23 protein-coding genes and 1 tRNA gene are annotated in these 21921 nt (G+C 63.9%); 14 read left to right on the top strand and 10 right to left on the bottom strand.

The features are described 5' to 3' along the window. Positions 1-262 precede the first annotated feature (262 nt). On the top strand, positions 263-1657 hold the full coding sequence (gene sthA / locus B4M43_RS16845) for a Si-specific NAD(P)(+) transhydrogenase (protein ID WP_296268612.1): 1395 nt from the start codon (positions 263-265) through the stop codon (positions 1655-1657). A gap of 42 nt (positions 1658-1699) precedes the next feature. On the opposite strand, the gene B4M43_RS16840 is transcribed toward sthA, so the two are convergent. Further along, positions 1700-2422 carry a glycerophosphodiester phosphodiesterase gene (locus B4M43_RS16840; RefSeq protein WP_296268611.1) on the bottom strand — a complete coding sequence of 241 codons (723 nt, stop codon included), beginning with the start codon at positions 2420-2422 and terminating at the stop codon, positions 1700-1702. Between the two features lie 27 nt (positions 2423-2449). Continuing rightward, entirely contained in the window at positions 2450-3031 is a 582-nt protein-coding gene (locus B4M43_RS16835; protein ID WP_296268610.1) for a PilZ domain-containing protein, read from the bottom strand. Positions 3032-3124: 93 nt separating this feature from the next. Here B4M43_RS16835 and B4M43_RS16830 point away from each other — a divergent pair, with 93 nt between their 5' ends. Genes B4M43_RS16830 through B4M43_RS16820 form a run of 3 tightly spaced genes read left to right on the top strand, consistent with a single transcriptional unit; the run spans position 3125 to position 6366 of the window. Next, positions 3125-4372: a lipoprotein-releasing ABC transporter permease subunit gene (locus B4M43_RS16830; RefSeq protein WP_296268609.1), complete on the top strand. Its 1248-nt coding sequence runs from the start codon at positions 3125-3127 to the stop codon at positions 4370-4372. A gap of 7 nt (positions 4373-4379) precedes the next feature. Next, entirely contained in the window at positions 4380-5063 is a 684-nt protein-coding gene (gene lolD, locus B4M43_RS16825; protein ID WP_296268608.1) for a lipoprotein-releasing ABC transporter ATP-binding protein LolD, read from the top strand. Between the two features lie 58 nt (positions 5064-5121). Then, on the top strand, positions 5122-6366 hold the full coding sequence (locus tag B4M43_RS16820) for a lipoprotein-releasing ABC transporter permease subunit (protein WP_296268607.1): 1245 nt from the start codon (positions 5122-5124) through the stop codon (positions 6364-6366). Positions 6367-6494: 128 nt separating this feature from the next. Here B4M43_RS16820 and acnB read toward each other — a convergent pair whose 3' ends face one another. Further along, entirely contained in the window at positions 6495-9104 is a 2610-nt protein-coding gene (gene acnB / locus B4M43_RS16815; RefSeq protein WP_296269020.1) for a bifunctional aconitate hydratase 2/2-methylisocitrate dehydratase, read from the bottom strand. 400 nt (positions 9105-9504) lie between these two features. Between acnB and B4M43_RS16810 the strand changes: the two genes are divergently transcribed. The 3 genes from B4M43_RS16810 to B4M43_RS16800 all read left to right on the top strand — a co-directional run bounded on the left by B4M43_RS16810 (position 9505) and on the right by B4M43_RS16800 (position 11696). Next, entirely contained in the window at positions 9505-9972 is a 468-nt protein-coding gene (locus B4M43_RS16810; protein WP_296268606.1) for a DUF1289 domain-containing protein, read from the top strand. A gap of 75 nt (positions 9973-10047) precedes the next feature. Beyond that, positions 10048-10854, top strand: a complete 807-nt coding sequence (locus tag B4M43_RS16805; protein WP_296268605.1) for a hypothetical protein — start codon at positions 10048-10050, stop codon at positions 10852-10854. A gap of 236 nt (positions 10855-11090) precedes the next feature. After that, the gene (locus tag B4M43_RS16800) at positions 11091-11696 is read left to right on the top strand and encodes a hypothetical protein (RefSeq protein ID WP_296268604.1); all 606 of its coding nucleotides are present in this window, start codon (positions 11091-11093) and stop codon (positions 11694-11696) included. A 53-nt stretch (positions 11697-11749) separates the two neighbouring features. On the opposite strand, the gene queD is transcribed toward B4M43_RS16800, so the two are convergent. After that, positions 11750-12106, bottom strand: a complete 357-nt coding sequence (queD, locus tag B4M43_RS16795) for a 6-carboxytetrahydropterin synthase QueD (RefSeq protein WP_296268603.1) — start codon at positions 12104-12106, stop codon at positions 11750-11752. Positions 12107-12375: 269 nt separating this feature from the next. After that, a complete protein-coding gene (locus B4M43_RS16790; RefSeq protein ID WP_296268602.1) occupies positions 12376-12588 on the bottom strand; it encodes a hypothetical protein in 213 nt (70 codons plus the stop codon). A gap of 347 nt (positions 12589-12935) precedes the next feature. On the opposite strand from B4M43_RS16790, the gene B4M43_RS16785 reads away from it, so the two are divergent. The 5 genes from B4M43_RS16785 (at position 12936) to B4M43_RS16765 (ending at position 16901) form a co-directional block, all read left to right on the top strand. After that, on the top strand, positions 12936-13244 hold the full coding sequence (locus B4M43_RS16785) for a PepSY domain-containing protein (RefSeq protein ID WP_296268601.1): 309 nt from the start codon (positions 12936-12938) through the stop codon (positions 13242-13244). Continuing rightward, the gene (locus tag B4M43_RS16780) at positions 13244-13558 is read left to right on the top strand and encodes a PepSY domain-containing protein (RefSeq protein WP_296268600.1); all 315 of its coding nucleotides are present in this window, start codon (positions 13244-13246) and stop codon (positions 13556-13558) included. The genes B4M43_RS16785 and B4M43_RS16780 overlap by 1 nt, the downstream gene beginning before the upstream one ends. Next, the gene (locus B4M43_RS16775) at positions 13559-14227 is read left to right on the top strand and encodes a response regulator transcription factor (RefSeq protein ID WP_296268599.1); all 669 of its coding nucleotides are present in this window, start codon (positions 13559-13561) and stop codon (positions 14225-14227) included. Beyond that, complete coding sequence (locus B4M43_RS16770) at positions 14224-15543, top strand: sensor histidine kinase (RefSeq protein ID WP_296268598.1); 1320 nt, start codon at positions 14224-14226, stop codon at positions 15541-15543. Before B4M43_RS16775 ends, B4M43_RS16770 begins: the two co-directional genes overlap by 4 nt. Positions 15544-15749: 206 nt before the next feature. After that, positions 15750-16901, top strand: coding sequence for an HPP family protein (locus B4M43_RS16765; protein WP_296268597.1), 1152 nt, complete (start codon positions 15750-15752; stop codon positions 16899-16901). On the opposite strand, the gene B4M43_RS16760 is transcribed toward B4M43_RS16765, so the two are convergent. The 3 genes from B4M43_RS16760 to B4M43_RS16750 form a co-directional block, all read right to left on the bottom strand. After that, the gene (locus tag B4M43_RS16760) at positions 16875-17738 is read right to left on the bottom strand and encodes a LysR family transcriptional regulator (RefSeq protein ID WP_296268596.1); all 864 of its coding nucleotides are present in this window, start codon (positions 17736-17738) and stop codon (positions 16875-16877) included. The genes B4M43_RS16765 and B4M43_RS16760 overlap by 27 nt on opposite strands. Before the next feature lie 20 nt (positions 17739-17758). Next, entirely contained in the window at positions 17759-19066 is a 1308-nt protein-coding gene (locus B4M43_RS16755) for a leucine-rich repeat-containing protein kinase family protein (protein ID WP_296268595.1), read from the bottom strand. A 109-nt stretch (positions 19067-19175) separates the two neighbouring features. Further along, positions 19176-19433, bottom strand: coding sequence for a hypothetical protein (locus B4M43_RS16750; protein WP_296268594.1), 258 nt, complete (start codon positions 19431-19433; stop codon positions 19176-19178). 274 nt (positions 19434-19707) lie between these two features. Between B4M43_RS16750 and B4M43_RS16745 the strand changes: the two genes are divergently transcribed. Both B4M43_RS16745 and zapE read left to right on the top strand, forming a co-directional pair. Next, positions 19708-19782: transfer RNA gene (locus B4M43_RS16745), tRNA-Gln, on the top strand. Between the two features lie 128 nt (positions 19783-19910). Then, positions 19911-21038 (top strand): cell division protein ZapE, encoded by a 1128-nt coding sequence (gene zapE, locus B4M43_RS16740; RefSeq protein ID WP_296268593.1) that lies wholly within the window; start codon positions 19911-19913, stop codon positions 21036-21038. Here zapE and B4M43_RS16735 read toward each other — a convergent pair. Continuing rightward, on the bottom strand, positions 21025-21462 hold the full coding sequence (locus B4M43_RS16735) for a YqaA family protein (protein ID WP_296268592.1): 438 nt from the start codon (positions 21460-21462) through the stop codon (positions 21025-21027). The genes zapE and B4M43_RS16735 overlap by 14 nt on opposite strands. Next, positions 21462-21890 carry a DUF411 domain-containing protein gene (locus tag B4M43_RS16730; RefSeq protein WP_296268591.1) on the bottom strand — a complete coding sequence of 143 codons (429 nt, stop codon included), beginning with the start codon at positions 21888-21890 and terminating at the stop codon, positions 21462-21464. Before B4M43_RS16730 ends, B4M43_RS16735 begins: the two co-directional genes overlap by 1 nt. Positions 21891-21921 lie beyond the last annotated feature (31 nt).

The following is a 21921-nucleotide window of genomic DNA, read 5'->3' as shown; positions in this document are numbered from 1 at the left end:
CCTAGGGTTCCCGTTTTTCGTCCGGCGCCCGTCGTACCGATCGGTGGCCCAAGGACGCATCCGGAGCAGTGAATGTCGCCATGGAACAGGCGTACGATGAACATGTAGTGCAGGCAGAATTGGCCTACGACGCGACCAAGGGTTAATGTGCGCGGCGTTCAGGCTTGTTTAGACTGCAACCCGAATTTTTCCATGGCGCTGCGGCGACATGGCCAAGCCCCGCCGCCGACTCGGCCGCCGGGCCCGTTCTGAAGGAGTACGCATGGCTGTCTATAACTACGACGTGGTGGTGCTGGGTTCCGGCCCGGCCGGTGAAGGCGCGGCGATGAACGCTGCCAAAGCGGGGCGCAAGGTGGCGATGGTCGACAGCCGTCGCCAGGTCGGCGGCAACTGCACCCACTTGGGCACCATTCCGTCCAAGGCCCTGCGTCACTCAGTGCGGCAGATCATGCAGTTCAACACCAACCCGATGTTCCGCGCCATCGGCGAGCCGCGCTGGTTCTCCTTCCCCAACGTGCTGAAAAGCGCCGAGAAGGTCATCGCCAAGCAGGTCGCCTCGCGCACCGGCTACTACGCGCGCAACCGCGTGGACCTGTTCTTCGGTACCGGCAGCTTCGCCGACGAGCAGACCATCGAAGTGGTCTGCCCCAACGGTGTGGTGGAAAAGCTGGTGGCCAAGCACATCATCATTGCCACCGGTTCGCGTCCGTACCGCCCGGTCGACATCGACTTCAGCCACCCACGGGTCTACGACAGCGACACCATCCTCAGCCTCAGCCACACTCCGCGCAAGCTGATCATCTATGGCGCGGGCGTGATCGGCTGCGAATACGCCTCGATCTTCAGCGGCCTGGGCGTGCTGATCGAGCTGGTCGACAACCGCGGCCAGTTGCTCAGCTTCCTCGACTCGGAAATTTCCCAGGCGCTGAGCTACCACTTCAGCAACAACAACATCACCGTGCGCCACAACGAAGACTACGAGCGCGTCGAAGGGCTGGACAACGGTGTGGTGCTGCATCTCAAATCGGGCAAGAAGATCAAGGCCGACGCCTTGCTCTGGGGCAACGGCCGTACCGGCAACACCGACAAGCTGGGCCTGGAAAACATCGGCATCAAGGTCAACAGCCGTGGCCAGATCGAGGTCGACGAGGCCTATCGCACCGTGGTCAGCAACATCTACGGCGCAGGCGATGTGATCGGCTGGCCGAGCCTGGCCAGTGCTGCCCACGACCAAGGTCGTTCGGCGGCGGGCAGCATCGTCGACAACGGCAGCTGGCGTTTCGTCGACGACGTGCCGACCGGTATCTACACCATTCCGGAGATCAGCTCGCTGGGCAAGAACGAGCAGGAACTGACCCAGGCCAAGGTGCCGTACGAAGTGGGCAAGGCCTTCTTCAAGAGCATGGCCCGCGCGCAGATCGCCGGTGAGCCGCAAGGCATGCTGAAGATCCTGTTCCACCGCGAGACCCTGGAGGTGCTGGGCGTACATTGCTTCGGCTATCAGGCGTCGGAGATCGTGCACATCGGCCAGGCGGTGATGAACCAGCCCGGCGAGTTGAACAACCTCAAGTACTTCGTCAACACCACCTTCAACTACCCGACCATGGCCGAAGCCTATCGGGTAGCCGCCTACGACGGCCTGAACCGGCTTTTTTGACCGGCTCCGGCCGGTCGCCTGAGCCGGTCGGGGAGAGTGGTTTCAGTCTGTTCCGAGGGTGGTCCTGGCCAAACCGGGAAAGTCTGTGATCAGGCTGTCGACGCCAAAATCGGCCAGCCGGTGCATCAGCGCCGGCTCGTTGACCGTCCATACCGACACGTGCAAGCCCAGCGCCTGAGCTTTATGCAGGCGTTCTGGGGTGCACAGCGTCCAGTTCAGCGCCAGCAGATTGCAACCGTAGTTCTGCGCGACCTTCAGCGGGTCGAGCCAGGCATATTCGGCCACCAGGCCACGGGCCACGTCCGGTACCAGTTCCAGCGCCGCGCCCAGTACCTCGCGGGAGCTGGAGGTGATGGTGATCTTGTCCAGCAGGCCATAGGCCTGGGCCAACTCGCGAATCGCCAGCACGGTGCTGGCGGCGCGGGTGCGCGAGGCGCTCTTGACCTCCAGTTGCCAGTGCTCGAACGCGCACTGCTCGAACAGCGTCTGCAAGGTCGGAATGGGGCAGGGCTGCACCCAGCTCGGGCCGCCCTGGCGCGCGTCGTAGGTCGCCAGTTCCGCCGCCGTGTGCTCCGCCACCTTGCCGCGCCGACCGGTGGTGCGTTTGAGAGTGGTGTCGTGGATGACCATCAGTTCGTTGTCGGCTGACAGGTGCAGGTCGAGTTCGCAGCGGTCGACGCCGTGGGAAAGGCACTGGCGGAAACTGTTCAGCGTGTTCTCGGGGGCTTCGCCTTTGGCGCCGCGGTGGCCATAGATGAGTGTCACGGTCGTTCCTTCACGTAGGGAGTGGGCTCAAGTCGGGTCTTGCTGTTCCAGCGCCTGACGCCGCCGCTGCTGTTGGTGTTGCAGGATATGGCGAGCCAGCAGTTGCCGCTCGGCGTCGGTCAGGTCGGTGAATTCGGTGCCCAGGGCATAGTCGCCTTCGGCTCTGGGTTCGCAACGGCTGACCCGCCCGCGCAGCAGCAAGCCGTGTCCCCGGGGCAGCAGCACCATCTGCAAGGCGACGCGGGTGCCCACGGCGAAGGGCTCGGCGCTGATCGAATCAAGCCCGCCTTCGGAGAGCATCACCGCTTGCGGCTCGCCGAGTTGGCCGAGCATGCTCTGCGCCACCACGGCGCTGAGCAGGTCGATGCGTTTGTTCTGCGCACGCAGGAAGGCGGCGAGGATGCGGTCCTTGTCGCTGAGTTGGCGCAGCAGGTGCTGGCTTTCGAAGTCGGCCAGGTGCAGTTCGCCGAGCAGGCCCATCAAGGCCGGGGCACTCTGCGCCAGCGCCGCGTCGCTCAGTTCGGCGGCGCTCAGGGGGCGGATTTGCAGTGCGATCCAGTCTTCGATGCGGTAGTATTCGCGGCGTTCTTCTGCGTCTGGAGTCGTCATGGTGAACCCATGGTGGCGGCAATGGTCGGAGTGTAAAGCTGCCTAGCACGCCCCGCCACAAAGACGTTCCCTTTCATCCGAACAAGCCCAGACATGTTCAGACCTCTCTTCGTATTCATCGGTACGCGCTACACCCGTGCCAAGCGTCGCAACCATTTCGTCTCGTTCATTTCCCTGACCTCGATGATCGGCCTCGCCCTTGGCGTGGTGGTGATGATCGTCGTGCTGTCGGTGATGAACGGCTTCGACCATGAGATGCGTACCCGCGTGCTGGGCATGATCCCGCACGCCACCCTCGAGTCGAGCCAGCCGATCGACAACTGGCCGGCCGTGGCCGAACGGGTCAAGCAGAACCCCCAGGTGCTGGAGGTGGCGCCGTTCACCCAGATGCAGGGCTTGCTCACCCATGACGGCAAGGTGCAGAAGGTGCTGCTCAACGGCGTCGACCCGACACTGGAACGCAAGGTCTCGATCATCGACCGCTTCACCTTGCAGGGCGGGCTCGACAAGCTCGCACCGGGCGAGTGGGGGATCATGATCGGCGACAAGGCGGCGGCCAAGCTCGGCGTAGGCATCGGCGACAAGCTGACCTTCGTCGCCCCGGAAGTCAGTATCACCCCAGCCGGCATGTTCCCGCGCATGAAGCGCTTCACCGTGGTCGGCACCTTCCACGTGGGTGCCGGCGAGATCGACGGCTACCTGGGCCTGACCAACATTTCCGACCTGTCGCGCCTGCACCGCTGGAAGGCCGACCAGGTGCAGGGGCTGCGCCTGAAGTTCGACGACCTGTTCGAGGCGCCGCGCATGGCCTACGACATCGCCCAGCATCTGGACGGCGAGTTCTACTCGCGCGACTGGACCCGCACCCATGGCAACCTCTACCAGGCCATCCGCATGGAGAAATCCATGATCGGCCTGCTGTTGCTGCTGATCGTCGCGGTGGCTGCGTTCAACATCATTTCCACCCTGGTGATGGTGGTCAACGACAAGCGCGGCGACATCGCCATCCTGCGCACGCTGGGCGCCACCCCCCGGCAGATCATGGCCATCTTCATGGTCCAGGGCACGGTGATCGGCGTGGTCGGCACCTTGATCGGCGCGGCGGTCGGCATTCTCGCGGCGCTCAACGTCAGTGCCGCCATCGCCGGCATCGAGCGTCTGATAGGGCACAAATTCCTCAACGCCGACGTGTACTTCATCGATTACCTGCCCTCGCAGATCCTGCCCCAGGACGTCTGGATGATCTGCGGCGCGGCCCTGGCCCTGAGTTTCCTCGCCACCCTGTACCCGGCCTGGCGCGCGGCGCGCACCCAGCCTGCAGAGGCGCTACGTTATGAGTGAGTCGCGCATGAGTGATAAAGCCGTATTGAGTTGCCGCAACCTGGGCAAGTCCTACGAGGAAGGCCCTGAGTCGGTGCAGGTGCTGGCCAACCTGCAGCTCGAACTGCTGCCGGGCGAGCGCGTCGCCATCGTCGGCAGTTCGGGCTCGGGCAAAAGCACCTTGCTCAACCTGCTCGGCGGTCTCGACACCCCGAGCCAGGGCAGCGTCTGGCTGGCGGGCGAAGAGCTTTCGGCCCTTGGCGAGCGCGCCCGTGGCCTGCTGCGTAACCGGGCATTGGGCTTCGTATACCAGTTCCACCACCTGCTGGCCGAGTTCACTGCGCTGGAGAACGTGTGCATGCCGCTGCTGATCGGCCGCACGCCGATTCCCGAGGCGCGCGAGCGTGCCACGGCGCTGCTCAAGCGCGTGGGCCTTGGGCATCGCCTGAGCCACAAGCCAGCCGAGCTGTCCGGTGGCGAGCGCCAGCGGGTGGCCATCGCCCGGGCGCTGGTCAACCAGCCGGGGCTGGTGATGCTCGACGAGCCGACCGGCAACCTCGACCATCACACCGCCCAGGGCATCCAGGAATTGATGCGCGAGTTGTCTGCCTCGTCGCGCACCGCCTTCCTGGTGGTGACCCACGACCTCAACCTGGCACGTCAGATGGACCGTGTGCTGCGCCTGGAAGACGGTCACCTGGTGCCGATCTAGGTCTTGTATGGGGCCGCGTGCGGCCCCTCATTCACTTTTCCACTGGGTATTCCCGTCCATGTTCAGACCCTTGCCCTTGTTCATCGGCGCACGCTACACCCGCGCCAAACGGCGCAACCATTTCATTTCGTTCATTTCCATGACCTCGATGATCGGCCTCTCGCTGGGCGTGCTGGCCATGATCGTGGTGCTGTCGGTGATGAACGGCTTCCAACGCGAGATGAGCTCGCGCATCCTCGGTCTGGTGCCCCACGCCAGCCTGCTGGGCGTCGAGCCGGTGCAGAACTGGCGTACCCTGGCCGACACCGTCCTGCGCAACCCGGCGGTGATGGCGGCAGCACCGATCACCGACATGGAAGGCATGCTCTCGTACAAGGGTGCCATGCAGCCGATCCAGATCAGCGGCATCGAGCCGGCCGAAGAGGGCAAGGTGTCCATCGTCGGCCAGCACATCGTCCAGGGCCGCTTGCAGGACCTGGTGCCCGGCGAGTTCGGCGTGGTCATCGGCGAGCTCACGGCGCGGCGTTTCCGCCTCAATACCGGCGACAAACTCACCCTCATCGTGCCCGAGATCAGCAAGGCGCCCGGTGGCATCACCCCGCGCATGCAGCGCCTGACCGTGGTCGGCATCTTCAAGGTCGGCGCCGAGCTGGACGGGGCGCAGGCCTACATCAACGTCGCCGACGCCGCCGAAATGCAGCACTGGCCCGAGGGCAGCGTGCAAGGCGTACGGCTCAAGCTGCACGACCTCTACGCCGCGCCGCAGGTATCCAAAGCCATTGCGGGAGAACTGGGCGCCGCCTACCGTGCCGATGACTGGTCGCACACCCAGGGCAGTCTGTTCAGCGCGATGAAGATGGAAAAGACCATGATCGGTCTGCTGCTGATGATGATCATCGCCGTGGCGGCGTTCAATATCATCGCCACCTTGATCATGGTGGTGAACGACAAAGGCGCGGACATCGCCATCCTGCGCACCATCGGCGCCACCCCCGCGCAGATCATGGGCACCTTCATGGTCCAGGGTTCGCTGATCGGCATCGTCGGCACCCTGATCGGCGGCGCGCTGGGCGTGGTCGCCGCGCTCAACGTCAGCCAGATCGTCGGCTGGCTGGAGCGCGTCAGCGGCCAGCACATCTTCACCTCGGACGTGTACTTCATCAGCAGCCTGCCTTCGGAGCTGCAATGGGGCGATGTGGGGTTGATCTGCACGGCAGGGTTGGTGATGAGCTTCCTGGCGACCTTGTACCCGGCCTACCGCGCGTCCCAGGTCGAGCCTGCCATGGCCTTGCGTTACGAGTGATTCCCAGGGTGGTTGTAGGGCCTTCCTTCGCTAGCGCCTACGCGCCGGCCTAAGGGCCCGATATCCAGAAACGCAAAAGCCCCGGCATCGCTGCCGGGGCTTTTTTATACCGCTTTACAACCTTTGGCTTACGCCTGGACTACCGGGATCTTCGCCGCTTCTGCCGCGTCGCGGAATTCCGCGATCTGGTCGAAGCTCAGGTAGCGGTAGACGTCGGCCGCCATGCTGTCGATGCTCTGAGCGTACTGCATGTACTCTTCGACGGTCGGCAGCTTGCCGATGATCGAGGCCACGGCCGCCAGTTCCGCCGAAGCCAGGTAGACGTTGGTGGCGTCGCCCAGGCGGTTGGGGAAGTTGCGGGTCGAGGTCGAGACCACGGTGGAGCCGGTCTGCACGCGCGCCTGGTTACCCATGCACAGCGAGCAGCCTGGCATTTCCAGACGCGCACCGGCTCTGCCGAAGATGCCGTAGTAGCCTTCTTCGGTCAGCTGGTGAGCATCCATCTTGGTTGGCGGGGCCAGCCACAGGCGAGTGGGGATACCGCCCTTGACCTTGTCCAGCAGCTTGCCGGCGGCGCGGAAGTGACCGATGTTGGTCATGCACGAGCCGATGAACACTTCGTCGATCTTCTCGCCTTGCACGCTGGACAGCAGACGGGCGTCGTCCGGGTCGTTCGGCGCGCAGAGCACGGGCTCCTTGACGTCGGCCAGGTCGATTTCGATGATTTCGGCGTACTCGGCATCGGCGTCGGCCGACAGCAGCTCAGGGTTGGCCAGCCAGGCTTCCATGGCTTGCGCGCGGCGCTCCAGGGTGCGTGGGTCGCCATAGCCTTCGCCGATCATCCAGCGCAGCAATGTGATGTTGGAGCGCAGGTACTCGGCGATGGCCTTTTCCGGCAGCTTGATGGTGCAGCCGGCCGCCGAGCGTTCTGCCGAGGCGTCGGACAGCTCGAAGGCTTGCTCGACGGTCAGCTCGTCCAGGCCTTCGATCTCGAGGATGCGGCCGGAGAAGGCGTTCTTCTTGCCTTTCTTCTCGACGGTCAGCAGGCCGTTCTGGATCGCGTAGTAGGGAATGGCGTGCACCAGGTCGCGCAGGGTGATGCCAGGCTGCAGCTTGCCCTTGAAGCGGACCAGGATCGACTCGGGCATGTCCAGCGGCATCACGCCAGTCGCGGCGGCGAAGGCCACCAGGCCGGAACCGGCCGGGAACGAGATGCCGATCGGGAAGCGGGTGTGCGAATCGCCGCCGGTGCCCACGGTGTCGGGCATCAGCATGCGGTTCAGCCAGCTGTGGATGATGCCGTCGCCTGGACGCAGCGACACGCCGCCACGGGTGCGGATGAAGTCGGGCAGGGTGTGGTGGGTGGTGACGTCGATCGGCTTCGGATAGGCCGCAGTGTGGCAGAACGACTGCATCACCAGGTCGGCGGAGAAGCCCAGGCAGGCGAGGTCTTTGAGCTCGTCGCGGGTCATCGGGCCGGTGGTGTCCTGGGAGCCGACGGTGGTCATCTTCGGTTCGCAGTAGGTGCCAGGACGCACCCCTTCGCCTTCCGGCAGGCCGCAGGCGCGACCGACCATCTTCTGCGCCAGGGTGTAGCCTTTGCCGGTGTCGACCGGCGCTTCGGGCAGCTTGAACAGGTCGGTGGCGCCCAGGTTCAGCTCGGCACGGGCCTTGTCGGTCAGGCCGCGGCCGACGATCAACGGAATCCGGCCACCGGCACGGACTTCGTCGAGCAGCACTTCGGTTTTCAGTGCGAAGGTGGTGACCAGCTCGTCGCTGCCGTGGCGGCGCACTTCGCCCTTGTAGGGGTACACGTCGATGACGTCGCCCATGTTCAGGTCGGTGCAGTCGAACTCGATCGGCAGGGCGCCGGCGTCTTCCATGGTGTTGTAGAAGATCGGGGCGATCTTGGTGCCGAAGCAGAAGCCACCGGCGCGCTTGTTCGGCACGTTGGGGATGTCGTCGCCGAAGAACCACAGCACCGAGTTGGTGGCCGATTTACGCGAGGAGCCGGTGCCGACCACGTCACCAACATAGGCGACCGGGAAGCCCTTGGCGCGCATGTCGGCGATTTGCTTGAGCGGGCCGACCGAGCCGGGTTGCTCGGGCTCGATGCCGTCGCGGGCCATCTTCAGCATGGCCAGGGCGTGCAGCGGGATGTCCGGGCGCGACCAGGCGTCGGGCGCGGGGGAGAGGTCGTCGGTGTTGGTTTCGCCAGGCACCTTGAACACGGTCAGGGTGTATTTGTCGGCGATGGCCGGACGTTTGGTGAACCACTCACCGGCGGCCCAGGATTCCAGCACGGCCTTGGCGTTGGCGTTGCCGGCCTTGGCTTTTTCCGCCACGTCGTGGAAGGCGTCGAACATCAGCAGGGTGTGCTTGAGCTGTTCGGCCGCGACGGCGCCGAGGGTGGCGTCGTCCAGCAGCTCGACCAGGGTCGCGATGTTGTAGCCGCCTTGCATGGTGCCGAGCAGTTCGGTGGCGCGCTTGCGGTCGATCAGCGGCGACTGCACGTCGCCCTTGGCCACGGCCGAGAGGAAGCCGGCCTTGACGTACGCGGCTTCGTCGACGCCTGGCGGTACGCGGTCGGTGATCAGTTCGAGGAGAAAGGCTTCTTCGCCGGCGGGGGGATTCTTCAGCAGCTCGACCAGGCCTGCGGTTTGTTCGGCGTTCAGCGGCTGGGGCACGATACCCAGGGCGGCACGCTCTTCGATGTGTTTGCGGTAGGCTTCAAGCACAGTTATTACCCTCATCAGTGGTCCCAAAAGGGAGTCCGGGACGCTTATCCAGGCTTCCGGCAAGGCTGCGCAGAGACGGCGTTGTGGGCCGTCAAACCAGGGTGCCGGAAATCCTTGCAGAAGCTGTTTTCAAAGTTTTACGCCTGTAGAACGGAAGGCTGATGAGGGGTTGGCCGTGCATGCGGGGCATGTGCCGGGCCAACGCCGTTCTACCGGATGACTGTGCTCGTGACGCTTTGAAAACAGCTTCCAACGGACATGGTTGCCTTGGAAAAGGCCGAATGATTCTACGGGAAAAACGCTGCGATGGTAAGGCGCCTCGCAGGACTTTAACGGGTGACCCTGGTTAGACAAAGGGCTAACATGGCGCCGTGTGCCACCGCCCAGCTGTCGTTTTCCCATGTCCAGCAAGTCCATCAAAACCCCCTGTGTCGGCCTGTGCTCCACCGTGTATGGCGATCTGGTGTGCCGTGGTTGCAAGCGTTTCCACCACGAGGTGATCCACTGGAACGGCTACGACGAGGAGGCCAAGCGCGCGGTCTGGCTGCGCCTGGAGCAACTGCTCGGGCAGGTGATGATGGCCAAGTTGGAGGTGTTCGATAAGGAACGACTGCGCCATCAGCTGGAGCAGCGCTCAATCCGGTTTCTCGCGCGGCAGTCCGAATACTGCTGGGCCTATCAGCTGATCGCCCGTGGTGCCCGCATGATTCGCGATCTAGAGGCCTATGGCATCGCCTTGCTGCCGGAATTTCGCGACTGGGAACTGCCCGAGCTGCGCGACGCCATCGACCGCGAATTCTTCCTGTTGTCCGAAGCTCATTACCAGCGCTACATCGCACCGGCCTTTCTGGACGACGCATTGCGTTAGAACCCGTTCCCGCTGCTCAACCTGAAAATGCCGCCCTACAGTCGCCGCTTTCTGACCAACCAGCGGTGTGCGTCCATGAGTGAATACGTTTTCCAGCCCCTGTTATCCTTCAATGCGAGGTGCTTCTGGCAATTCAGTGAAGAATCGATCAGTCCAGGCCAATTGCTAGCGTCGCGGGGCGAGTTGGTCAAACCGATCTGGGTCGAATTCAACGACTGGAACGGCGACGACGGTTGGTTGATGTCGGGCCGTGACTACCGTCCCGAGGAAATCCAGTCCTTTCTGCATGACAACCTGCCGCTTTTCGGGCCCCGCCAACGCATCTATTGCGAGTACTTCTGGTTCGGTACGTATCGAATCGGCGAGCTGTATGCCTATGAGATACGCCCCGCCTATGCGGGCATTAACGTCCATCGCTGGCCGCAATTGGAGTATGTGCTGGATATCAGCCGCGGCGGTTATCTAGGCATGTACCCAACCGACACGCCTGCCGGGAAATCGCCCTTGCAAGTGCCTCCAAGGGTGGAGTTGGGAATGCTGGATCCTGCGCCTTCGCTACACATCAATGTGCCAGGGGGCGATGTCAACGTCGACAGCGAGGGGCTGCTGTTTCGCTACCGCAAGGGCAAGGTCACGCCGCTCTGGACGCTGGAAGGATTCGACCCGAACGATTTGCAGAACGGCGACATTCGCACAGGGCTCGAACTGTTCGGCCCGACCGGGCGAGTGACGCGCCGCCTGATCGAGAGCGGCAGGGCTTACCTTAACGGTACCCGGGGCCAGCGGGGGCGCCTGGCCATTCAGGTGGTCAATGCGACCGTACCGCCGCATCCTGCGCTTTCCGGCAATGTTGATAGGGCGTTAGGCCCGCAGGGGCGCTAGTGCCTTCGCTCTCCATCGTACGTAGGGCATGGGCGTCATTCGGAGAATCGCAGGGCGATCGCAAAGTGGGGCGCAGGCGAGTGTCGACCTTGTGCATTGCCCGCCGCCTTGGTGGGCAATGTAGCTTCTGTTGAGTGGCTAAGGCCTACGCAGACACCCGGCGCGTTTCCTGCTGATGTGGCCGCGCGCATCTGTCTAGTTTTGCCTTTGCCCATTCCACATGAAGGAGAACAGACATGAGCCTTTATACGTTCAGTCCCGAGAAAAGTTTTCTAGCCCGTTTGTATTGGAGCAATCAAAATACTCCGGTAGAAACGTTCGATCAGACCCGATTCCAACCTATTGGCGTGACCGTGCGTCAACCGTCCCCTTCGGGACTTAATGGCTGGTTGCACGCGGACCAGGACAACGTGACCGCTCCTGAACCCAAAAGGTATTACACAGGGCGTAAGTTCGTGCACCCGTTCTGGTTTGGATGTTATGACACCGAAGGTGAGCACGATTATGAGATTCGCGCGGCTGGCACGATCAAGCACCGCCAATGGACCTTCGCCAACCATCGTCTGGACATCAGCACAAACGGCTACCTAGGCGTTTACCCCACTCCAGATGAGCCCGGCCACGATGCCTTGGCAAATGGCACCATGCTTTGGCGCTGTGAAGGGCTGCCTACGCAAGGGCTGGCCGAAGGCGGTAGGTGGGCCGGACTCGTATTCTCCAGCGTGCACAATAAGAAAATAAAACGCCTGAGAGAGAATGATTTTCCCTATCTAAACGAGAACGAGGGTGAGGAAGGCTGGCTAGCGCTGGAAGTTGTCAAAATGGGCGTAGCCAAGCCTTGATGCAGCCTTCCCGGCCGGCCGTCAACGCTGCCGGGACTTATTCTGAAGTCGTGTCAGTCGCCCGTGTATTCGCACCCGCTGGTGCAGGTTTCATGAATCCGCACCTTGGACAATTCCGGCAGCAACGGCTTGACCTGGTTCCAGATCCACTGCGCGATCACTTCGCTGGTAGGGTTTTCCAGGCCGGGGATGTCGTTGAGGTAGTTGTGGTCGAGCTGTTCATAGATCGGCTTGAACACAGCCTTGATCTCGCTGAAGTCGCGAATCCAGCCGGTATGCGGGTCGAGCGGGCCGGTCAGGTGCAGGGCAACCTTGAACGAATGACCGTGCAGGCGGCCGCATTTGTGGCCGGCAGGAACATTGGGTAGGCGGTGAGCCGATTCGAAAGTGAATTCTTTGAAGATTTCCACGGGTGGACCTGTATAGCTGCGAAAGAAAGACTGAGGCGCCGCCGCGTTGCCAAGGGCGGCGATGCCGATCACTTGCACTGGCATGACGATGCGTCGATCTTACGCAGGATGTGCCAGGATGCCAGGCAAGCGAATATGTGTGCATCTTACCCTGTTTTGCCCCTCGGGCCTGCGCAGTCTGCGACGAGCGCGGTCGAGCCTTCCTCGCCATAGATCGAAAGCTGGGCGCCAGCCAATGCAGCGCATGGACCGGCGCCAGCAAGGCGGTATCAGCTGCGCAGCTTCTCGAGCCGCTGGCGGCCTGCTTCGGTGAGGGCATTCTCGCCCTCGTCGCTGATGCGGTAACGGCCCGAAGCCATTTTGGCGATCGAGAACCTGACCCAGCCGCTTTCGGCCAGCGCCTGCCCCACCTCGAAACTCATCGCACGCTCCAGATCGAACAGGCGGATCTCGCCGATCTTGAAGCGGGCGAAGGCGATCAATGCCTCGTCCAGTGCTCCTGGCGTAACAGCATGTACAACGTCCATCTGACCTCCCAGGTCGATATCTCCCGTGTCTGCCCTTGTTCGTGCGGCAGACGCGGCCATTCATTGAATGCGGGACGCTACTATGCCGCGAGGGGAAGGGCACCTGGCTTTGCATCCAAGCTGGATGGGCGCACAGGGCGCAGCGCACAAAAAGCGAGCTGTTCTTGCAGCGAGAGGGTCAGAGCCTTTAGCTCGGGGGTTGGCGCTGGGTTAAGATAGCGCCCGCGCTTTTCAGGTTGAATTAAGCCCCCGGCAGTAGTCTTGATTGCGTAGACAACTTCTAGACCCCGATGGAGTACACCATGAAAACTTTGACTGCCCTGTTCACCGCCGCCACCCTGACCTTCGCCAGCGCCGCTGCCTTCGCCAAGGACATCCAGCCCGACGAAGTGGTCAAGCTGGTCGGCAACAAGACCATCAAGTCCCTCGACGAGCTCAAGGCCGCCGCCGTCGCCAAGCACCCCGGCTCGACCGTGACCGACAGCGAGCTGGAAGACGAGTACGGCCGCTACATCTACAAGGTCGAACTGCGTGACAGCAACAACGTCGAGTGGGACGTAGCCCTCGACGCCAAGACCGGCGAAGTCCTGAAGGACGAACAGGACCGCTGATGCTAGCCCTGGCCCGGCCCGTCCGCTACCTGGCCCTGTGCCTGCTGGCCGTCAGTTCGCTGGCGGTCGGCCGGGACCTCGATCAGGACGAAGCGCTCGAACTGCGGCACCGGGGCATCATCGTGCCCCTCGAGCGATTGCTCGAAGCCGCCCTGGGGCGTTACCCCGGGGCGCGCTTGCTGGAAGCCGAACTCGAGCAGGAACACGGCCGTTACGAATACGAAGTGGAAATCCTGACCCCGCAGGGGGTCGTGCGTGAAATCAAGTTCGACGCCGCGACAGGTGCGCTGCTCAAAGATGAGGAAGACGACTGAATGCGTCTGTTGCTGGTCGAAGACAACGTTCCCCTGGCCGATGAACTGACCGCCGCGTTGCAGCGCCAAGGCTATGCCGTCGATTGGCTGGCCGATGGCCGCGACGCGGTCTACCAAGGGCAGAGCGAGCCCTACGATCTGATCATCCTCGACCTCGGTTTGCCTGGCTTGCCGGGGCTTGAGGTGTTGGCGCAATGGCGTGCCGCCAGCCTGGTCACGCCGGTGTTGGTCCTGACCGCCCGCGGCTCCTGGGCCGAGCGTATCGAAGGCCTGAAGGCCGGCGCCGACGATTATCTGAGCAAACCGTTCCATCCCGAAGAATTGCAACTGCGCATCCAGTCGCTGCTGCGCCGTGCCCGTGGCCTGGCCAACCAGCCGAGCCTGGAGGCGGCAGGCCTGCAACTGGACGAGCGCCGGCAGTGCGTCAGCCGCGACGGCGTCGACATCGCCCTGACCGCTGCGGAGTTTCGCCTGTTGCGTTACTTCATGCTGCATCCCAGGCAGATCCTTTCGAAAAGCCATCTGGCCGAACACTTGTATGACGGTGAAACCGAGCGCGACTCCAACGTCCTCGAAGTGCATGTGAACCATCTGCGGCGCAAGTTGGGCCGCAGCGTCATCGAGACCCGCCGCGGCCAGGGTTATCTGTATGCCGGGAGCGGCGATTGAAGTCGATCCAAGGGCGCCTGAGCCTGGGGCTGATCGCGGTGCTGGTCACGGTCGGCCTGGTGTTGGCGCAGTCGACCCTGTGGCTGTTCGAAGCAGGCCTGCAACGTTACCTGGAGGCGGGCCTGCGCAAGGAAAGCGAAAACCTGCTGGCCGCGCTGGTGCGGGGGTCGACCGGCCTGCAACTGGACGAACGACGCATTTCCGCCGCCTACCACCGGCCTTTTTCAGGCTACTACTTCCGCATCGACTTTCCCGAAGGCAGCTGGCGCTCCCGCTCGCTGTGGGATCTGGACATGCTCCAACCCAGCCAGGTGGGCCTGGAAGACAAGCAGGAGCTGGGGCCTGAAGGTCAGCAGTTGCTGATCTACCGCGCCGACTACCGGCGCCTCGGGCTGGATATTTCCATCAGCGTGGCTCAAGACTACACGCCGGTCCGTCAAGGCTTTCGGCACATGCAGCAGATTGGTCTCGGCCTGGGCCTGGTCGCTCTGATCCTGATTCTGGTCCTGCAACGCATCACCGTGACCCGCTCGCTGCGGCCGTTGGAGCGTGCGCGTCGGCAGATCGCCCAATTGCAGCAGGGCCAGCGCTCGCAGTTGGACAGCCAGGTGCCGGTGGAGCTGGAGTCCTTGGTGGCGCAGATCAACCACCTGCTGGCGCATACCGAGGACAGCCTGCGGCGTTCGCGCAATGCCCTCGGCAATCTGGGGCATGCGCTGAAAACGCCGCTGGCGGTGTTGGTCAGCCTGGCCAGCAGCGAGCGGCTGCGCGATGCGCCCGAAGTCAGTGCGCAGATGCAGGCGCAGTTGGAGCAGATCCACCAGCGTCTGACCCGCGAACTCAATCGCGCACGGCTGGCCGGCGATGCGTTGCCCGGTGTGCACTTCGACTGCGACGCCGAGCTGTCAGGGCTATTGGCGACCCTGGGCATGGTGCATGGCGATGGCTTGCAGTTGCACTGCGACCTGACTCCTGGGCTGCTGTTGCCATGGGACCGCGAAGACATGCTGGAGCTGTTGGGCAATCTGCTCGACAACGCCTGTAAATGGGCTGACAGCGAAGTGCGCCTGGAGATTGTCGAAAACGCGGCAGGCTATCGGCTGTGGGTAGACGACGACGGGCCGGGTATTCCGGAGACGGCCCGTCAGCAAGTGCTCGAGCGCGGCTCGCGCCTGGACGAGCAGGTGGCCGGTCATGGCCTGGGCCTGGGGATCGTGCGCGACATCGTCGAGGCCTGGAGCGGGCGCATCGCCCTGCTGCAGAGCCCCCTGGGCGGGCTGCGGGTCGAGATCGAGCTGCCGCGCAGGGAGCACTAGCACGCCGTCGATCCATTTGCCGATCATGGCCGGATGCAAAAATATTGCACCGAACCTGCAACCGTTTGAATTGGCCGCTTTTGGCTCGATCGGTCAGACTGACCGCCACTCGAACGATGTCGCCGCCTCTCAACGCGACTGCCCGGCCACGCGCAGCTCGCCTGCCCAAGCCCTTAAACTGCCCGGATCTCCAGATTTCCACGCCCATGACCAAAGTGCTCCGTGTTCTGCACCGTCTCACACCTCCTTCATTACATATTCCGCCTCGGCAATGGCTGCGCGCCGCGCTCGGCACCGCGCTGGCGCTTCTCATCGCCGGTCATCTGTGCAGCCTGGCGTTCGGCACGCAAATCGCCTTGCACCTGCTCGGCCCGCTGGCCGCTTCGGCGGTGCTGGTCTTCGCCGTGCATTCCGGCCCCTTGGCACAGCCTTGGCCGGTGCTTGGCAGCTATGCCTCGGCGTGCCTGCTGGGCCTGTTGCTGCGCCATGGGCTGGGCAGCGAACTGTGGGTGGCCGCCGTCGCGCTCGGTGGCTCGCTGGTGCTGATGTGCCTCTTGCGCTGTCTGCATCCGCCGGGTGCGGCGGTGGCGGTCACGGCGGTATTGGCCGACCCCGGCCTGGTCGCGCTTGGAGACCACCTGCTCGAACCTGTGCTGCTCAATGTTTTGGTGCTGCTGGCCGTGGGCGTGGCCTACAACGCCTTGACCGGCGTGCGCTATCCCAAGGCCGCGACGCCGCGCAAAGACTTGCACCGCACCCGCGACCCGCTGCCCAGCGAGCGGATCGGAGTGACTGCCGACGACCTTGACCAGGCTCTGGAGGCGCTGGGCGAGTACGTCGACGTGACCCGCGACGAGCTCGAACGCATCATCCAGGCGACCGAACGGCAGGCGCTACGGCGCAGCCTTGGCGGCATCCGCGCAGGCTCGGTGATGGCGCGGGACGTGCAATTCGCCAGCCCTGACACCACGCTCGAACAAGCCTGGAAACTGCTGTCCGCGCATCGCCTCAAGACGCTGCCGGTGCTCGACGCCGGCCAGCTGGTCGGCATCGTCAGCCTCAGCGACTTGGTGGCACCCGCCATGGCGCGCGCGCGTTTCAATTGGCGTGCGCCCTTGGCCCGGCAGCCTGTGCGTCTGGCGCAGATCATGAGCCGCCGTGTGGTCAGCGTCGGCAGCGACGAGCCTCTGCACCAGGTGCTCCTGCTACTTTGCGAGCAAGGTTTGCACTGCCTGCCGGTGCTGGAGGGGCAGACTCTGGTGGGCGTGATCACCCAGACCGACCTGATCGCCGGCCTCGCGCGGCACTGGCTCAGCCACAGCCCGGTGCGCTCAGATCAACGGGTCCCAGCGCTGTGACCAGTCGCTGTTGGCATCGCTCAGCAGACGGCGCAACACCGCCAGCGCTTGCTGCAAGGCTGCGTCTTCTCTGCGCGGATAGACCAGGAAGGTGGGGTAGGTGAACTCGGGTGCTTGCGGCACACGCTCCAGCACGCCACTGTCGAGGTAGCTCTGCACCACGCGGGTGCGGAAATAGCCGCTGCCGCCGCGTTGCAGAATGAACTGCAGGGCCAGCGGGCCCAGGTTGAACGACAGCGCGGCGCGGGCGCAGTCGGGTAGTGCGGCGTCGTGCTGGCGGCGGAAGGTTTCGCCCCAGTCGATGTACAGATAGGGCTCGTGGCGGTCGACGCGGCGTACCCGTACCAGTTTTTCTTCCAGCACCTGCTCGACCTGCAACCCAGGCCCGTAATGGGGTCGGTACACCAGCACGGCGTCGAGCAGACCTACCTCCACCTTGCGCAGCAGCGCTTCGTCGTCGCCGACTTCGCTGCGGATGGCGTGTTCGGGCAGTTCGTCGTGCAAGGCGCCTACCCACTCCAGCAGCAACGGGTTGCCCAGGCTGATTTCGGCACCCACCTGCAATAGCTGCCGGCGGCCTTGCGGCAAAGGCAGGTCGCGCCGCGCCGCTTCCCAGGTTTGCAGCAGTTGGTTGGCGTACGGCACGAAGGCCTCGCCATCGGGCGTCAGGCTGACGCCGTTGCGGCTGCGTCGGAACAGCGTGCAGCCCAGATGCCGCTCCAGGCGTTGCACCCGCGCCGTGATCGCCGTTTGCGACACGAACAGACGTTCGGCGGCAGCCACCAGGCTGCCGCAGCGGATGATTTCCAGAAAGGTTCGAGCCTGTTCGATGTCCATAGGGCGCTCGTTGGCAGAGGTCAGTGTGCGGCGCTGGCCGCGCGTCGGCTCAACGCATCGGCCAATTGCGCAAAGCGTGGGCGCTGTTTGCCCGCAGCCTGCATGCAACCCTCGGCCAAGGCGTGCAAGTCGGCGTCCGCTTGCTGATCGAGGCTCAGCAACTCGTGCATGAGAATCCCGAACGCGCGCACTTCCAACGCTTCCAGCGCCTGGCCCGATGTTTCGCTTGCAGGGTAGAGCGAGGCCGCGCCGAAATCGGTGAGCAGGCACTGGCCGTCCGGCGCAAACAGAATATTGTGGGCATACAGGTCGCCGTGCAGCAGGCCTTGGGCGTGCAGGTGGGCAGCCGCCGAGGCCACGCCTGCGAGCAGCCGTAGCAGCGCCGGCAAGCCCAGGCGCAGCGCCGTGTCGTATCGGTCGCGGGTGCAACTGTCCAGGCTCGGAGGGCCGGCCAGGTTGTGCCAGTGGCTGTCTATACGGCGCATGACCAAGGCCGGCACCTGCTCGGGGTGGTCGTCGACGCGGCCGAGCACCTCTACCAGATTCGGATGGTCGGCGGCGGCCAGGCATGCGCTCATCTCCGCCTGGGGCGAGCCATCGCTGGTGATCGCGCCTTTATAGACCTTGACCGCCACGGGGGCGGGTCGGTCTCCCCAGCTCGCTTGGTGGACGACGCCGGACGCGCCCCGTCCCAACTCCGCTTGCAGGGTCAGCGCCGACCACGGGATCTGCGGATAGTCCCGAGGCGCGGTTACAGTCTGCAGGCGTATCGGCAGCGGATTGCCGGCATAGGCCAGCCAGGCCAGGCGGGGCATACGCAGCAGCCAGCCGGGTAGGGCGGTCAAGCGATTGTTGGCGATGCGCAGCAGCTCCAGACCTTGGCACCGCTCAAGGCTTTCGGGCAACGCCTGCAGACGATTGCCGGTGAGCATCAGCTTCTGCAAGTGACGGCAATCGCCCAAGGCGTCGGGCAATGTGGTCAGTGCGTTGTCGGTCAGGATCAAGGCGCGCAGTCCAGGGGGCAGGGCTTGCGCGTCGATACGGGCGATACGGTTGTTCCTGAAGCCCACCGTGTGCAGCTGAGTGCATGTGTCCAGCCCGCGGGGCAATTCGGTGAAAAGGTTATGCGAGCAGAACAGCACTTTCAGCCGCTTGAGGCGATGCAGGTCGTAGGGCAGGCAGCTCAGCTGATTGCCGGTGAGGTTCAACACTTCAAGGCTATCGGCCAGATCGAAGATTTCAGGCGGGAACTCGCGCAACTGAGCGCTGAGGTCGAGGCGAGTGGTGCCGTGCAGGCGGCCAGCGTAGAGATCGTCGAGGGTATGCATGAGCCGGAAGCCAGATCGCGGTAGGGCCGGCATGATACCGGTGGCCTACCGCGACGGCCAAGCGGCCGGGCCAACGCGTTCAGGAGACGCCTGTATCTAGCGTGCTGGGTCAACCGCGCGCATGAAGGTCTTTGCGTTCCAATTGGCTCTCGATCATGTACTTGACGGCGAGGCGGCGCTCTTTGAGGTGGCGCAGATCTTCGTCGACGAAGTTGCCGGCCGAGATGGACTCGGCAGCCAGCACTTGATTGTCGATGTCCATGTATTCATCCAGCAGGCGGTCCAACTTGGCGTCTTGCTGGCGGCGCTGCTGGACGATTTCGCGCGGGTATTGCAGATCCTGGTACAGATCGTGTGAAACGGGCATGGCATCCTCCTGATGAGCACTGAAGTCGTTCACAGTCTTGGAATGGACAAACCCGCCGTTGTTAAGCGAAGCGGGCGAAAAAACCGACGAGCGGTACTATGCTGGAGGCAATGTGTTTGTAGATCCGGTAACTCGCTGTTTTTCTGAAATATTTTTACGATTGAGGCTTCCCAGATCGGAAGGTCGCTGTTAAAGTGCCACGCATTCCTCGACAACAAGGGTTGTCATTCAGTAGGAGCATCAATCCGACAGCGCAGCATCGTCGAATCGATACAGGGGCGTCGCCAAGCGGTAAGGCAGCAGGTTTTGATCCTGCCATGCGTTGGTTCGAATCCAGCCGCCCCTGCCATTTCTTCCAAAGTCTTATCGCTCGCCACAGCAACTGCTGATGGTGGGTTTTCTTGCGTCTGTCGTTTGTACGTCCGCAGCTGGCGTGTAAGCGTGGTTACACTAGGCGCTTTTACCCAAGGCGCTGGCATGTCCCAAGAAAGCCTGCTCACGCAGTACTGCAACGCGCTGGCGCGGGGCGAGATCGTGCCGGACGCTGCCCAGGCGAGCGCCATCGAATCGCTGCAAGCCTGCTTCGAAGCGCTGCACCTGGGCCATCGAGCCCAAGGCGTATACCTGTGGGGCCCGGTGGGCCGCGGCAAGACCTGGTTGATGGACCTGTTCCATCGCACCTTGCGCGTACCCGCGCGGCGCCAGCATTTCCACCATTTCATGGCCTGGGTCCACCGGCGACTGTTTCAGCTCAGCGGCACCGCCGACCCGCTAGGCGCGCTGGCCGAGGCCTTGGCTCGCGACATCCGCGTCCTGTGCTTCGACGAACTGTTCGTCAGCGATATCGGCGATGCCATGTTGCTGGGTCGGCTGTTCCAGGCGTTGCTCGAGCAGGGCGTGGTGATCGTCGCCACGTCGAACCAGCCGCCCGAACAGCTGTACAGCGACGGCTTCAATCGCCAGCGTTTCGTGCCCGCCATCCTCGCCATGCGGCGGCACATGCAGGTCGTAGCGGTGGCGGGTGGGCAGGACCACCGCCTGCATCCTGGTCTCCATTGCCAGCGTTACTGGGTCGCTGAGCCTGGCGAAGACGGGGCCTTGCAGCCTGTGTTCGAGCGCTTGAGTGCAGGCCAAGGCGTCAGCAGCGCTCCGTTGAGCATCGGCACCCGGCACATCGAAGTGCTCCGGCGCAGCGGCAGCGTGCTCTGGTGTCACTTCGACGCCTTATGCGCGCAACCCCTGGCCGCGACCGAGTTCATGGCCGTGTGCGACCAGTTCGCGGCGCTCCTGCTCGAAGGTGTGCCCTGCCTGAGCGGCACTCAGCGGAGCGGGCGCATTGCCCGCGGCACCGAGGACGGCGCCGAGAGGGTCGCGGCAGGCGACCGCCATCTGCCCGCCCTGGCGCCCAAGGACGACAGCGTACGCCGCTTCATCGCCCTGGTGGACGAGTGCTACGACCGCCGCGTGGCGCTGTATCTGGAGGCCGCCGTGCCGTTGGACCAGCTCTACACCGAGGGCTACCTGGCCTTTCCCTACCAGCGCACGCTGAGCCGGCTGCGCGAGATGCAATTGCAACGCTTCCCCTGCGCCGTCAACCTGCCTTGAACACCCCCAAGGTCAGCAGAACGACCACCAGATAACGGCCGCCCTTGGCCAGCGTCACCAGCAACACGAAGCGCCAGAGCGGTTCGCGCAGGATGCCGGCGATCAAGGTCAGCGGATCGCCGATTACTGGCACCCAGCTCAACAGCAGCGACCAGGCGCCCCAGCGTCGATAGCGCCGCTGTGCGCGTTCGAGCTGGCCTGCGTTGAACGGGAACCAGCGGCGATGGCGCAGCCGCTCAATAATCCGCCCCAGCCACCAGTTCACCAGCGACCCCAGCACGTTGCCGAGCGTGGCCACCAGCAGCAGGCCCAGCCAAGCCTGCGGCTCGCGCAGCAACAGGCTTGCCAGTACGGCCTCGGACTGCAGCGGCAGCAGCGTGGCGGCGCCGAGGGCGCTGAAGAACAGCGCGGCCCAAGCCAGCATCAGTATTCGGCGACCGTCACGTCCTTGCCGTCGTGGGTCAGGCCGATCACCTGGTAGGCGTCTTTGCGCTCGCCCATCTCCATGCCCGGCGAGCCCAACGGCATGCCGGGTACGGCGATGCCCTTGAGGTCTTCGCGGGCCAGCAACGCGTGAATCTGCTCGGCCGGCACGTGGCCCTCGACGAATTTGCCGTCGATCACCGCCGTGTGGCATGAAGCCAGGCGCGGCGCTACGCCCAGGCGTTGCTTGACCGCGCTCATCTGCGGCTCCACGTGGTCGTTGACGATGAAGCCGTTTTCGCGCAGATGGCCGATCCACTGTTTGCAACAGCCGCAGTTGGGGTCGCGGTAGACATCGATCGTCTGCGCCGCCTGAGCGATTCCGGCAATGGCGAGCAGGGCAAGGGTCAGCAGGTGTTTACGCAGCATGGTCAAGGCGCCTCCCGGCGCAGGTCACAGG

The organism is Pseudomonas sp. UBA6562, assembly GCF_002434265.1.
Classification (GTDB): Bacteria; Pseudomonadota; Gammaproteobacteria; order Pseudomonadales; family Pseudomonadaceae; genus Aquipseudomonas.
Note: the sequence above shows the minus strand (reverse complement) of the source record. Positions and strands in the feature narration are given on the sequence as shown.

Coding starts and splice junctions, on each gene's coding strand:
- B4M43_RS16735 (WP_296268592.1), bottom strand. CDS start 21,462: ATGCTGGCTTGGGCCGCGCTGTTCTTCAGCGCCCTCGGCGCCGCCACG.
- B4M43_RS16830 (WP_296268609.1), top strand. CDS start 3,125: ATGTTCAGACCTCTCTTCGTATTCATCGGTACGCGCTACACCCGTGCC.
- B4M43_RS16785 (WP_296268601.1), top strand. CDS start 12,936: ATGAAAACTTTGACTGCCCTGTTCACCGCCGCCACCCTGACCTTCGCC.
- B4M43_RS16730 (WP_296268591.1), bottom strand. CDS start 21,890: ATGCTGCGTAAACACCTGCTGACCCTTGCCCTGCTCGCCATTGCCGGA.
- B4M43_RS16780 (WP_296268600.1), top strand. CDS start 13,244: ATGCTAGCCCTGGCCCGGCCCGTCCGCTACCTGGCCCTGTGCCTGCTG.
- B4M43_RS16810 (WP_296268606.1), top strand. CDS start 9,505: ATGTCCAGCAAGTCCATCAAAACCCCCTGTGTCGGCCTGTGCTCCACC.
- B4M43_RS16800 (WP_296268604.1), top strand. CDS start 11,091: ATGAGCCTTTATACGTTCAGTCCCGAGAAAAGTTTTCTAGCCCGTTTG.
- B4M43_RS16765 (WP_296268597.1), top strand. CDS start 15,750: ATGACCAAAGTGCTCCGTGTTCTGCACCGTCTCACACCTCCTTCATTA.
- sthA (WP_296268612.1), top strand. CDS start 263: ATGGCTGTCTATAACTACGACGTGGTGGTGCTGGGTTCCGGCCCGGCC.
- B4M43_RS16750 (WP_296268594.1), bottom strand. CDS start 19,433: ATGCCCGTTTCACACGATCTGTACCAGGATCTGCAATACCCGCGCGAA.
- zapE (WP_296268593.1), top strand. CDS start 19,911: ATGTCCCAAGAAAGCCTGCTCACGCAGTACTGCAACGCGCTGGCGCGG.
- B4M43_RS16760 (WP_296268596.1), bottom strand. CDS start 17,738: ATGGACATCGAACAGGCTCGAACCTTTCTGGAAATCATCCGCTGCGGC.
- B4M43_RS16775 (WP_296268599.1), top strand. CDS start 13,559: ATGCGTCTGTTGCTGGTCGAAGACAACGTTCCCCTGGCCGATGAACTG.
- B4M43_RS16820 (WP_296268607.1), top strand. CDS start 5,122: ATGTTCAGACCCTTGCCCTTGTTCATCGGCGCACGCTACACCCGCGCC.
- B4M43_RS16755 (WP_296268595.1), bottom strand. CDS start 19,066: ATGCATACCCTCGACGATCTCTACGCTGGCCGCCTGCACGGCACCACT.
- B4M43_RS16835 (WP_296268610.1), bottom strand. CDS start 3,031: ATGACGACTCCAGACGCAGAAGAACGCCGCGAATACTACCGCATCGAA.
- lolD (WP_296268608.1), top strand. CDS start 4,380: ATGAGTGATAAAGCCGTATTGAGTTGCCGCAACCTGGGCAAGTCCTAC.
- B4M43_RS16805 (WP_296268605.1), top strand. CDS start 10,048: ATGAGTGAATACGTTTTCCAGCCCCTGTTATCCTTCAATGCGAGGTGC.